14 protein-coding genes are annotated in these 12,655 nt (G+C 42.5%); 1 reads left to right on the top strand and 13 read right to left on the bottom strand.

Annotation, left to right across the window (positions count from 1 at the left end):
• Positions 1-11 precede the first annotated feature (11 nt).
• The 13 genes from NL626_RS13695 to NL626_RS13635 all read right to left on the bottom strand — a co-directional run bounded on the left by NL626_RS13695 (position 12) and on the right by NL626_RS13635 (position 11,461).
• Positions 12-953 (bottom strand): type II secretion system F family protein, encoded by a 942-nt coding sequence (locus tag NL626_RS13695; protein ID WP_005386462.1) that lies wholly within the window; start codon positions 951-953, stop codon positions 12-14.
• A 2-nt stretch (positions 954-955) separates the two neighbouring features.
• Entirely contained in the window at positions 956-1,924 is a 969-nt protein-coding gene (locus NL626_RS13690) for a type II secretion system F family protein (RefSeq protein ID WP_046875024.1), read from the bottom strand.
• 9 nt (positions 1,925-1,933) lie between these two features.
• Positions 1,934-3,379, bottom strand: a complete 1,446-nt coding sequence (locus tag NL626_RS13685; RefSeq protein ID WP_046875025.1) for a CpaF family protein — start codon at positions 3,377-3,379, stop codon at positions 1,934-1,936.
• A 12-nt stretch (positions 3,380-3,391) separates the two neighbouring features.
• The gene (locus NL626_RS13680; protein WP_005386455.1) at positions 3,392-4,600 is read right to left on the bottom strand and encodes an AAA family ATPase; all 1,209 of its coding nucleotides are present in this window, start codon (positions 4,598-4,600) and stop codon (positions 3,392-3,394) included.
• Positions 4,601-4,604: 4 nt separating this feature from the next.
• The gene (locus NL626_RS13675) at positions 4,605-5,138 is read right to left on the bottom strand and encodes a TadE/TadG family type IV pilus assembly protein (protein ID WP_005386454.1); all 534 of its coding nucleotides are present in this window, start codon (positions 5,136-5,138) and stop codon (positions 4,605-4,607) included.
• Positions 5,135-5,599, bottom strand: a complete 465-nt coding sequence (locus NL626_RS13670) for a TadE/TadG family type IV pilus assembly protein (RefSeq protein WP_031781046.1) — start codon at positions 5,597-5,599, stop codon at positions 5,135-5,137. The genes NL626_RS13675 and NL626_RS13670 overlap by 4 nt, the downstream gene beginning before the upstream one ends.
• Before the next feature lies 1 nt (position 5,600).
• Positions 5,601-6,920, bottom strand: a complete 1,320-nt coding sequence (locus NL626_RS13665) for a pilus assembly protein TadG-related protein (RefSeq protein WP_137282334.1) — start codon at positions 6,918-6,920, stop codon at positions 5,601-5,603.
• 25 nt (positions 6,921-6,945) lie between these two features.
• Positions 6,946-7,170 carry a hypothetical protein gene (locus NL626_RS13660; protein WP_031781045.1) on the bottom strand — a complete coding sequence of 75 codons (225 nt, stop codon included), beginning with the start codon at positions 7,168-7,170 and terminating at the stop codon, positions 6,946-6,948.
• A 13-nt stretch (positions 7,171-7,183) separates the two neighbouring features.
• Positions 7,184-8,647: a type II and III secretion system protein family protein gene (locus NL626_RS13655; protein ID WP_005386449.1), complete on the bottom strand. Its 1,464-nt coding sequence runs from the start codon at positions 8,645-8,647 to the stop codon at positions 7,184-7,186.
• A gap of 7 nt (positions 8,648-8,654) precedes the next feature.
• Complete coding sequence (cpaB, locus tag NL626_RS13650) at positions 8,655-9,410, bottom strand: Flp pilus assembly protein CpaB (protein WP_005386448.1); 756 nt, start codon at positions 9,408-9,410, stop codon at positions 8,655-8,657.
• A gap of 13 nt (positions 9,411-9,423) precedes the next feature.
• Positions 9,424-10,737, bottom strand: coding sequence for an AAA family ATPase (locus tag NL626_RS13645; protein ID WP_165401630.1), 1,314 nt, complete (start codon positions 10,735-10,737; stop codon positions 9,424-9,426).
• A gap of 62 nt (positions 10,738-10,799) precedes the next feature.
• On the bottom strand, positions 10,800-11,288 hold the full coding sequence (locus NL626_RS13640) for a prepilin peptidase (RefSeq protein WP_031781044.1): 489 nt from the start codon (positions 11,286-11,288) through the stop codon (positions 10,800-10,802).
• The gene (locus tag NL626_RS13635; protein ID WP_031781043.1) at positions 11,288-11,461 is read right to left on the bottom strand and encodes a Flp family type IVb pilin; all 174 of its coding nucleotides are present in this window, start codon (positions 11,459-11,461) and stop codon (positions 11,288-11,290) included. Before NL626_RS13635 ends, NL626_RS13640 begins: the two co-directional genes overlap by 1 nt.
• A 336-nt stretch (positions 11,462-11,797) precedes the next feature.
• Here NL626_RS13635 and NL626_RS13630 point away from each other — a divergent pair, with 336 nt between their 5' ends.
• A complete protein-coding gene (locus NL626_RS13630) occupies positions 11,798-12,523 on the top strand; it encodes an AraC family transcriptional regulator (protein ID WP_130545037.1) in 726 nt (241 codons plus the stop codon).
• Positions 12,524-12,655: the final 132 nt, after the last annotated feature.

Below are 12,655 nucleotides of genomic sequence, written 5' to 3'. Positions count from 1 at the left end.
TATTTTGCTTTTTAATTAGAAAATGCCTCAGCCAATGAAATTAACGCAGGTCCGATAGCCACTATAAAAAAGCAAGGCCAAATAAATAGCACCATTGGAAACATCATTTTGACTGGGATTTTTGCAGCAATTTCTTCTGCTGCTTGTTGACGCTTATCCCTGTAGTCTTCGGTATATTCACGCAAGGAGTTGACTAAACTCCCCCCTATTCGAGAGGCATGGCTAAGCATACTTACCAGCCCCATTAATTCTTCTAACCCTGTTCTTAATACTAGCTCCCTCAGCGCTTCTGGCATTGGTTTACCCGCTTTAATTTTGTTGCACACCGTATCGATTTCATCGGCAAGCTCTGGGTGAGAGATAACCAGTTCATCAGCAACCCGACGCAACGCTGCATTAAAGCCAAGCCCTGATTCGGTACAAACCACCAGCAAATCAAGCATGTCGGGCACACCTGCACGAATCGCTTGCTGACGCTTGTTCACCATTCGACGCAAAATAAAATCAGGAAATAAAAGCCCAATAAATACGGATAACGCCATATACGTGTACAGGTATTTAGATTCCGGAACCGAGAAATACACCAGTGCCGCCACCATCACACCTAAGATCGTCGTGACCGATTTAATGGCATAAAACATCGATAATGCATTGCTTTCATGAAACCCAGCATGCATCAGCTTATTGCGTGTCGTTTGGCGCTCTTTTTCACTGGTTGGGGAAGTTAAAGGCGCTAACGACTCCAAGGTGTCTGACATTTTTTTGTTGTGATGAGAGACTTCTTTCTTATCACCAGACAATTCGGCTAACTTTCGTTTAATTGGCGAGTTAACCCCGATAATTATCGAGCCTAACGTCATCACAACCAACACTGTAGTGATGAGGATCAACCCCATAAGCAGTGTTTCTTGGCCGACAGCAAAATCGTTTAACCATCCTTGAATACTTTCCATGGCTACACCTCAATATTGACGATTTTACGAATCCAAAGCGTACCGATAAACAACGCTACCATCCCACCAATGACCATTTTGATCCCCATTGGATGCGTGTGGAGTAACTCAATATACTCAGGTCGAACAAGGGAAATGATGACGTATAAACCAAAAGGCGCTAATACTAATACCCATGCCGACATTCGAGATTCCGCCGAAATGGTTTTTATTTTTCGAGCAAGTTTGAAACGAGCACGTAGGATATGGGAGAGCTTCTCAATGTTTTCGACTAAGTTACCACCCGTTTCCTTTTGCAGTAACACAGCACTGGAGAAAGCAAGCATCGATACGGTAGGAGTTCTCTCCGACATTTGCATAATCGCCAAGCGGAGGTCATAACCATAGTTGAGTAAGTTAAAGGTATTCATGAACTCAGGACCAAGCGGTGCACTAACCTCTCTGCCTACTTCTCCAAAACCCTGTGTAATTGGCTGCCCTGCCTGCAAAACTCGCTTGATGATATCGAGAGCCTCTGGCAGTTGCTCTTCAAATTTCATTAAACGATCAGCAATCCTTTTCTGTATGTAGAAGTAAACAGACACCCAGCAAGCAAACGCAACACCAGCACAGAGGTACCAAACTTGCCCGAACAAGAACAGAAATAGACCAACCGCAGTCCCTCCGAGGAATGTGAGGAAAATAAACCGACTGAACCCCATGTGTATCCCAGCCAGTTCCAACTTCTTCTTAAAGTTATCGAACAGACTAAACCTCACAAGCCATCGCTCTAATGGCGAGAGATTCTTGAGCGAGTTTTCCCTTAATAAAGAAATACTCTCTTGATCAATATGTTTATGGCTTTCGTGTATCCGCTTGATTAATTGCTTATGCTTAACCTTTTTACCCGCAGAAGGCAGAATTAACGCTTGGCTAATAAAGAATACGGACAAAAACAGCAGTACAAGAAAAAGGGGGAATTGACTATCCATAGCAATCTCCTAACGGGCTTTTTCATTGAATATTTCAAATGGTACGTCTAAGCCTCGTTTTACTAATTGGTCATGGCAGCTTGGTACAATCCCTGTAGCCATGTAATCACCTAACACATTACCTTCTTGATCGACCCCTCTTCTCTGGAAGGTGAAGATCTCCGACATGGTAATAACGTCACCTTCCATGCCATTGATTTCTTGTACGCTAACCATGCGACGTTTACCGTCTTCCTGGCGATCCATTTGCACAACAATATTGATGGCAGACGCGATCTGCGCTCTCAAGTTTTTTGTCGACACATTCCACCCTGCCATCGAGAACATATTCTCAATCCGGCTCAACGCATCTCTTGGTGTATTCGCGTGGATAGTAGCCAAAGACCCATCATGACCCGTGTTCATTGCGGATAGCATATCCACCGCTTCTGAGCCACGAACCTCACCAACAACTATCCGATCGGGACGCATACGTAGTGAGTTTTTTACTAAATCACGCTGAGAAATTTCACCCTTACCCTCGATATTGGAAGGACGTGTTTCCAAACGGATAATATGTGGCTGTTGGAGTTGTAACTCTGCTGAGTCCTCAATGGTTACAATGCGTTGGTCGCTAGGAATAAAGCTCGACAAAATATTTAGCGTGGTTGTTTTACCAGAACCTGTACCTCCAGAAATCAGGATATTCATTTCCCCCACAACCGCCGCATTAAGAAACTTCGCCATTTCAGGAGACAACGATCCAAGTTCTAATAGGTTATCCATATTCAAACGTTCAACCGCAAAACGTCGAATAGAAACTGAAGGCCCATCAATAGCAAGAGGAGGTATAATCGCATTAAAACGTGAGCCATCTTTGAGTCGAGCATCCACCATGGGTGAAGCCTCATCGATCCTTCGACCCACTTGGCTTACAATACGGTCGATAATGTTGCGCAAATGGCGTTCGTCTAAAAAGGTGTGCGGTGTTTTCTCCAACTTACCAAAACGTTCGACGAAAATATTTTTCGGGCCATTTACTAAGATATCTGAGATTGTTTGATCTTCAAGAAGTGGCTCAAGAGGCCCTAGGCCGAACACTTCATCTTCAATTTGATGTATTACGCGGTTTCGCGCTTCTGAACTCAATGGGTGTGTTTGATCTTCCGCGATGAGCTGAACAACCGCTTCGCGCAACTCCTCTTTCGCGCGATCTTCTTGCAAGTGCGATAGAAGCCCGAGATCCAAGGTATCCAGTAGTTTCTTGTGGTAGTAGTGTTTTATCGAGAGATCTTGTTCTAATTGCTTTTTCTGCTCCTCGATCGCTTTCATCTTGGCTTCTACCGGCGACAAAGACTTTTGCTCATCTGACGTGTCTTCATCAGATTTTGCCAACTCGACATTCACAACTTTGGATTCTTTTGTTTCATCTACGGAATTGAAAGAACTCCCGACGCCTTTCCGTTTGAAAAACATAACTCCCCCTTACTAAGAAAATAGTTTTTTTATCCAACTTTGATTCTCTTTGGTCGGACTTTCTAATAAGTGCGATATTTCAGCCAAAGACGCTTTCAGCGCACTATTTTTCTTAGATTGAACAATTGGGTTGCCCAAATTAGCGCTCTCGATAGCAATAGCAAAGTTATTAGGTACTAAGTGTATTGCATGTCCACTAACCGCATTTTCAATGTCTTTCAACGATATTGTCGATTTCTTTTCAAAACGATTAACAATTAGTTCAACCTGATGACTACTTAAACCATAGTCTAATTCTAAAGAACGTATATAACTAACAGCATGCTTCACCGATGTAACATTCTGTTGCAGAATCAAAAAAACATGTGTTGCCGGAGAAACAATTTGTTGATAAACGTGCTCAACGCCATGAGATAAATCCACAATAATATGTGAGTAAAACTGCCTCAAAATAGGTAATAATTTACTAACTTGAACCGCATGCTTGTAATTACCTTTTGGATCATTTTGGTTAAAACACAAATAATTCAAACCTGAAGGATGCTGGTAGACTAGTCCTTCTAGTGATAATTCATCTAAATCATTAACAGAATCAATCACATCATTAATATTGTATTTAGGCTTACAGTTTAAATAATCAGCGGCATCACTAAACTGCATATCCAAGTCAACGAGCAACACTTTACTCTTAGCATAGCTTGATAATTCTATTGCTGTATTAATAGCCAAAGTGGTTGCTCCAGAGCCGCCTTTTGTATTAATAAACAATGTTAGATCGCCCATTTTCTTATTGGCAATCTTTTCATCCGCGGTAGATTTTAATAAAGGATATAGCTCGCCAAAATCAACCGAACGAGACAGATAATCTGTTGCCCCAAGCCTTAATGCCATTTTAAGGGATGCAGTATCGTTCTCATCGCCAAATACAATCAAAGCGGTATGATTATGCTGTAAACTGCTGTCACTAGAATAAACATGAGCCACTTTCTGAGCCCAGCTTTCACCGGTTTCAATATAAATGAGATCAGGAACTTGCTTATTTTTCACAAAGTCCAAGTTAAAGGTATCTAGCTCTATCCAATCAATATTTAGATTTACACACCTTGATAGTTCATCAGCAATGTGAATTTTAAAATTTGATGTAGAATAAACTATCCAAATAATCAAGTTAGTTTTTAAACTTTTATGTGTTTCATTATCCATTTTGACTGGTTTCAACATAAAGCTACTCCGCGGAACAATCCGAATAAACAGCTGGGTTATCAGCTTCAGGCTTTAATACACCTAAGCTTTCTGCCGGCAATACAGTTTCAAAAGCAGGTGTTTTTCCTACTGCACTAATAAGCGCAGCTAACACAAAAAACTTAAATTCATAATCAACTGCTCTTGCTTGAACATATTTTATTTTTGAAAACTGAGCATCTAACACTGTAGATGCTGCAGGTGGAGTACTCAAAAAATCCGACACATCAACAGTTGCACCTGTATCGTCTAAATATTCGATTTGTAAATTATTAGCGGTAAAACCTGAAGGATATAGACTCTCCAAAGCTTGATGATTAGGTATTTCATCACGTTCAGAAATAAAACAAACCGTGGCAAGTCGTGCCGCTCGCCTGGTAATTTCGTTGACCATTTGCACTGAATAAAAGTAGATTGCAAACTCAATAATCATGAACAGTACTAACATTACCGCAAGTGCAATTAACGAAAACTCAACTTGGGTCAGTCCTTTCTGTTTCCTTATCCATTGTTTCATGGGCTAGTCCTCATTGACGCAGAAGAGCCAATACTGAAAGCCAAAGAGGTTCCGGTAAAAGGTAAGGTTGAGAAAATAGGCTCATAATTATAAGTAGCCGATATGGTGACAACCTTATTGGTGTCCGTTGGTTGAGTCACAATAATGTCAGCAGCTTCAATATAGTCGATTACCGGCGTACCAACGCCACTCGGCGTGCCATAGATCACCACATTTTTAATATCAGATTCTTCAGCTATGCCTTCAAAATCTAACGTGCCATAAGTATCAACCACGGCATACCGTGCGCCATTTTGCAACGCTTTGTTGACCTCTGTGTATTGAATAAAAGCTCGGCTCACGTCGATAACTAATACGGTCAGCATCAGTAGCACTGGCAATGCAAGAATAAACTCTATAATTGCCAGTCCTTTCTGGTTAGCCATCTTTTTCATCTGATGCTTTCTATTGGAGTACATCATATTAAGACCCTCCACTTGACGGGTCTTTGTATAGAACGATTTTGTATGGCCCAACTCCATCTTCATCCGGATCTACCCCAGACGACGCATTTTTTACCGTACAATCCTCTAGAAACTGACCGAATATTTCCGATTCATTCCCCTTGTTTTGCACTTCCTGAGTAACAAAAAAGCATCCTAGGCCCAGTACTTCTAAATCCATCTTGCCGCCTTTTTTTGGAGCTTCATCACAACGAACGATCGGCACTCGTAATACCCTTCGATCGGTTTTCCCATCCGCTCGGTAATATTGCGACTTGCACGCGCCAGGCCCCCCCGTACAAGCGGCTAACCCTTCGACATAATCGGCATAATAAAACGCATCGTTATCAACGGCCGGATCTTCCGCATCCTGATATTGTTGTTGGTAATTGTCGTATGTTACGTTGGACTCTTCGATGTACTTATCTGAAGTAATGCCTTCATCTGGCTTACCCCCATCAAATCTCGTATTTAGACCTTGCGCTACTGGTCCCGTACCTTTACCAGTCTCTGTTGTGACTAAATCACCGACTGTTATGCACTCCTCAGTATCCCCTGCCAGCATTTCTCTTACTGTATTTTTACCGGAACCAAAGTCTAAAAGGTGATAGTTACCCGAACCAATGCCACCATCCGTGTGCCCTGATGGTTTCAATACATGAATAGTGTCAGCATCTCGATCTTGTGCACCATTGTAGTTTGGGTTTGAAGAAGGAATGTATCCCCACGCCAGATCAGCTGAGCCTACATCGCCACACATAGCAATAGGCGACACGTTACATGTAGTAATGCTTGGCGCACTTGGTCCTGCAACAGCACTTGCTGACACCCCTTTGTCGAGCCCAAACATGCCACTTAAATACTGTGTCAAAAGAACATTACTAACGGCAACACGAACATAGATGTCGCTGTCACTGCCCAAAGAGAACTCTCCAGCTTCAACAAATGAGCCTTTAGCGTTCGAATTTGAGAAAGTTACATCTATGTTTTCCCCCGTGTAAACTAATTCTTGGTTACCATCAGACGCAGCAGAATGAGTCAGAGCATCATTCGCCGCTTGCGTCGCTAAACTAAGCCGCTCAGCCAAATCTGCCGCGTCGGTCCTTTCATCGACGACAACCGCAGCCGCTAATGCAGCGGAGTCGACCGCGTTTTGTAGTCTTGTTTTATTGAGTACTTGGTGATTCAAATCAATACCAAAGGCTGCAACACCAAGTAAAAATAATAAAACTAAACTAATTAATACCAAGGTAATCCCTTTCTGAGCTCTCCTTGGCGCTATATGCATATTCCTTCGCATAGCCCCTCCTAAGTGAACGTATCACTTAATCATCTTTGGCTACCCCATTGTTGTTATATACCTCTAAGCTAACTTGTGTGCGCTCACCACTACCTTCCGGTAAGTAGCCCAAATTCTCATACCAGGCTTCTGGATTCAGAGTTTGTTCAGCGCGCAGCTGGCTAACCGAGATACCAAGCTCGGGGTCATTCGCACAGCCAAACAAGCCGAATGATGTGAAACAAATGGTCATTATCATTATGCTTTTCATCTTGCTCTCCCACTTATAGACTGTGCCCAAACTTGCCCTCAGAGCCACCTTCTGACGAACCGTATTGAATAAAATTGTTGTTAGTATCTTCTTCACTGATGTCGTTTAGCTGGTACCTATCGAAATCCAACTCAGCACCTTTACCAAGCAAATAGAACTCCACATCGTTTGGAGCAACAAAACCATCTGTTGGTAGCGTGATTCGACGTCGATCAATTGGGGTTGCTAATCGAGGAGTAACCAGAATGACTAGTTCTGTTTCCCCAGAGGTAAATTCTTCACTCTTAAACAAGCGGCCTAACACAGGTAGATCACTCGCACCAGGTATACCATTCGCAACGTTACGCGCGTTTTCACTCAATAGCCCCGCAATACCAATGGTTTGACCATCTGCTAGCTCAATCGTTGTACCAGCACTTCGTTTTGTGATTGGTGGAATAAAGAAAGTGGCATTCACTTCGTTTGGATTAAACGTCAACACACCAGAATTGGAAATTTCACTCACATTGACGTTCAGTTTGAGATTGATTCTCTTATCGCTCAAAATAAACGGAACAAAGTCGAGTTGAACACCGTACTCTTTGTAGTCGATGGTAATACCATCTTCATTTGGTACTGGAATTGGGAATTCACCACCAGCGACAAACTCGGCTTGCGTACCACTTAATGCGGTAAGGCTAGGCTCTGCCAGCACTTTCGCTACGCCATTTTGCTTCGCCACATCAAGCGCAAAGGTAAACAAGGTATTACTGTCAATAAACGATCCGAGAAAACCGAAATCTTCGACTGTTGGGACGTTCAAAATCGGTCCAATGCCATCAATACCGCCACCAGCAGTCGTACCACCCCAAGTAAAGTCCCCACTTCTTTGGAAAAAGTGGAAGTTTGAGTCGAAGCGTCTTACAAGTGTGCGCTGTACTTCGGCAACGGTAACTTCTAGCGTTACCTGTTGAGCACCACCAATAGAAAGTAGATTGATGACCATACTTTCATCATCTTTAGAGCTATCATCTTCTTCATCTGCCGCTTCACCCAAAGCAAAGGTTTCAGCAATTTTGACCGCAGTGTCCATGTTTTGCTGACTGCTGACCAAGCCTCTAAGTACCACTTTTTCTTGCGCACTGTGCACTTCGATATTTTCATCCGGCAAGAACTGATAAAGCTTCGACTTAAGCGTATTTAGATCATGCGTGACTTCCACGTTAAACTGCTCAATTAACCGGCCTCGGCGATCCCACACCGACACATTCGTGGTACCTAACTTCTTACCAATAAGAAACAGCTCGTTCGATCTGAGCACTAAAATATCCAAGACTTCTGGATCCCCTAACGTCACTTTCTTTGCTTGGCCTGATATCATCAATTGAGTTGATTGGTGATGTGCAACGGTTACGACTTTTCCTGACTGCGCCGTAGCTGCGTTAACAGACAAGCTGACGAAAAGTAACTGGCTAACAAGTAATATTATTGTTTTCATAATTCACCTAATTGCTGACTCGGACACTGGATGCCTGAGATCCCTTAATAATGGTCACACTAGGTCGTGGCGTGTATTTTCTTGCTACAACAGGTTTATCCACTTCATGAGGGTTGCGCAGAGCAAGCTGTATATCGCCTTTGCTGTTCGCCGATAAGAGCTTTTCTGCCTCTTTCGGTGTTACTTCTAAAGTCACAGCGCGTACAATCACGGGTTTGTTATCGTTCGTTTTAGCTGTTTGGTCCACCGCAAGAACATTGATATTTTTAAGCACTGTTTTTGTTGTGGCGTTTTTACCTTGTCCATAACTCACTGTATTCAGGACATCGACCTTGTTGCCTGGTAACAAAAAACCTGCCACACCGATAACGTCATTTACGCGAATAGTGATTGCTCGCTTGTTTTCTGGAATTAATGCAGCAAGTGTTGCGCCTTCACCAGGTAAGGCAAGGCGATGAGGGTTAACAAGTTCACCCGCGTAAATAGTATTGGCAACGATTCTTCCCAATGCCTGTTCTTTTACTTTCAATGTTTCATCATCTATCCAGTCCACTTCCATGAGCTTAGTAGACAAATGTTTCTCAGAGAGAATAGTTCCTGGTTCTAGCTCCATGGCGGCAACTAAAACGGGATGCCTTTCGACCTCTTCTAACTCGACTGTTGGTTGGTTTCTGCCATCCATCCATTGTTTAGCTATCAACACGGCAGCAAGGCCGAAAACAATGGAGAGTAGCAATAGCATGATGACTTGAGTCCGACTCATAATTTAGATCTCCCTATTCATCCACTGTGAAATACAGTCCCCAGGCACGAGTTAAAATGTCTGATGAGACGACTTTTCGTTTTCCTTCAAAAACGAGAACGTCTCTGCTAATGCCCAAAAGATCTTTAGGTAAGCATGGATAATTAGGCATTTTATTTTCACGGTGCAATTGATTTAATGTGTCAAAGAATTCAGGCGACAACGCGAGTTGCAAGTCTTTGGACAGCGATAACCAAAGCGCTTTATAGTCATCATCACCAAGTGGCTTAAACTCAATTTTGTACCCCAGACGGCGTAAAAAAGCAGGGTCAGCAATTTTGCTTGGTGCAAAATTGGATGAGAATGCCAAAGTAAGCATAAATGGCACCGTTACTTGTTGACCATTTGGCAGCGCCAGATGGTCAAATAAGTATTCCATCGGAACGATCCATCTATTTAGCAAGGCATCAACAGGCATTGACTGACGACCGAGATCATCAATCACTAAGATTCCGTTGTTAGCCATCATTTGAAGTGGCGCAATCCATACACGATTATGCTCGCTGTGGTTTACCTCAAGCATCTCCAATGTCAGCTCACCACCCACTTGAATGTTTGGTCTTTCACAAAGAACCCAGCGTTTGTCGTAATGGGTTTCCAACTTAACGAAAACCTGAGAATGGGAGTTGTCTAAACGACGGTGATGATGCTCTGAGAACACTTTGATGATGTTGCCATCGGCATATACGGCGTAAGGAATAAACACCGAAGTGTTCATTGCATTGAGCACTCTTGATGCGACATAACTTTTACCAGTACCCGCGTGGCCGTAAAGCAACAAAGCTCGTCCAGAGTTGATAGCAGGTCCGAGAACAGGAACTAAGTGATCCGAGCCAAAAACATCAGATAATGCACGCTCTACATCGATACGGGTAACAGGGTTTTTGCGTAGATCTTGTCCTTCAACAACGGTCCAATACTCTTCCAAAGAAACTGGAACAGGACCGATATACGGATCTTTTCTATATGCAATGTCTGCTTCCGCAAGTCCTAACTCCGTTAGACTATAACGAATGTTCGAGTACGAATGGTTTAGCTTCTCAGATGTAGGCTGATATACCTCAACCCAGCTTCGTTTCCTCAACTGCGCCAAAGCAAGTTCAACAATATTTGAAACCACACATAACCGCTGTGTTAACTCGATCAAATCACATTTCGGATAAGCTGACAGGTGTTTCAACACTAAGTTTTCAACGACTGAAGCAGGTATGCCAAGACCTTCTACCGATGAAGGTACTTTTGGTGGATTTATTTGTGGCACGAGTTTTTCCCAATACACAGAGCCCATCACACTTCCCCTCCTTGAAGTTGCTTAGCCAACTGATGCTGCATGCCATTTATTATTTTTATTTAGTGGGTATAGGAAAAATAAGCTAATCCAATTACGATTATCGGCGCGAATGGAATGACCAACGGCTTACTGGACCTAAAACCTGGTGTTACTTTTTCTAAGCAATACCCTTTAATCTGATGTGATAGAGCAACACTAGTCGATGACACATGTAGCATTAGATAAAAAATGCCGACAATGCCTCCAGCGAGTATTATCCCGGTAGACGCTTCCCCAAGGTTACTCAATCCCAACCATGCCCCTATGACGGCGAGTAACTTAACGTCTCCTCCAGCCATTACTTTGAAAAGATACAGCGCGAAACACACCGCAAACGCAACCAACCCACCATATAAATGATCCAAACCAGTTGTGGCTGGGTTGTAAATTACGTTTGCAGTTACTGCAACCAAAAGCATAAGCACCGCTTTATTCGGTATTCTGTGTTTCTGTGCGTCTGAAACTCCAATCGCAATAAGTAATGACCAAATAATTAACTCGCTAACCATTACGAAGAGCTAATACGACCAGCTACTGAAGTGAACTTGTTAGACAAGGTTGTCCAGAAGCCTGAAGTCAAGAATGCAGTAACAATTAGTGCCGCACCTAGGATATACTCCAAAAGTGTTAGCCCCTCTTCGTCTTCCATGAAGTCCTTGATTAGATTACGAAAGTTATCCATAAGATTATCCCCTTTATTTAACCAAATCTCGCTTGTCCATGACGCAGGTATCATATACACCCGAATCATGCTTAAACATTAGTCATCAAGAATTAGGGGGGTTAGGACTTTTTTGCCAAAGGTTAGTACTTTCTTGCCTGTCTGCGCTTCAGAGACGAAATGTATCATAAATAAGACACATCACTGTAAGCTATGTGACACATTTCACACTTGCAGTATGACTATATAAGCCTAAGCTTAATAAACGAAAGGGTGAGGTCTGAAGCTCAAGGAATGAGGCTCGACTGACCTCAATGCATACTAACATTGGTGTAGTACGTACTGAGCAGGATTCATATGGATAAACAGACCAAAGCTTACTGGATAGGAGAGACCCTTTGCTCGCTGCCGGAACAATTTCGTTGTGAGTTTGATGGGTGCTTTGACATTATGGACTGCAGTAAAGATATCTCAGTCCTCAGTGATAAAGAACATAGCTATTTCTTTTACTACATAACCTGTGATCATCAAGAGCACTTGAAAGGTGTTATAACGCTCTGTAAAAACCTCGACAAAAAACTAATCGTCGTATCTCCAAAAGATACGGCTCCTCACTTGCCGCCCAAGCATATTTGTGCGGAATATTATAAGTTGAACGAGCTCACTCTTCCTATCTGGCTTTCACAAATAAAATTGAAATACTTTTTGCATAGTAAAGTAGACGAAGAACAAATCTCGGTAGATAAACTTTTCTCTCGAAGCGGCAAGTCAAACTTTTCAGACGTAGTCCATTACATCGCCAATAACGTTCATAAGGACCTAAGAGAAGAGGAAGCAGCCGCTCTTTGTCATTACTCGCCGAACTACTTTTCCAAAGTTTTCCACCGTAAAGTGGGTATGTGCTTTCGTGATTATGTCACGGCGAAACGCATTTCATTAGCTAAGAAAATGCTAATTGAAAATGAATCGATGAAAATTGCTTACATTGCTTATCAGTGCGGGTATCGAGACGTTTCTTACTTTTCTCGAATTTTTAAGAAAAAAACAGGTCTGTCTCCAGCAAATTATCGACAGCAGTTTTAGGCTTTATTTGTAGCAACTGTCAGAACAACTAACGCTATCTTCCCCACATATTTCATCAAAATGCATTCCCGTGTCGCGATTTAACATGCTAAAGTTAACAATGCGTTAACAATTATAAATACAATGAGAAGA

It is taken from the genome of Vibrio sp. Y58_MX_L22, from assembly GCF_024181865.1.
Taxonomy (GTDB): domain Bacteria; phylum Pseudomonadota; class Gammaproteobacteria; order Enterobacterales; family Vibrionaceae; genus Vibrio; species Vibrio alginolyticus.
Note: the sequence above shows the minus strand (reverse complement) of the source record. Positions and strands in the feature narration are given on the sequence as shown.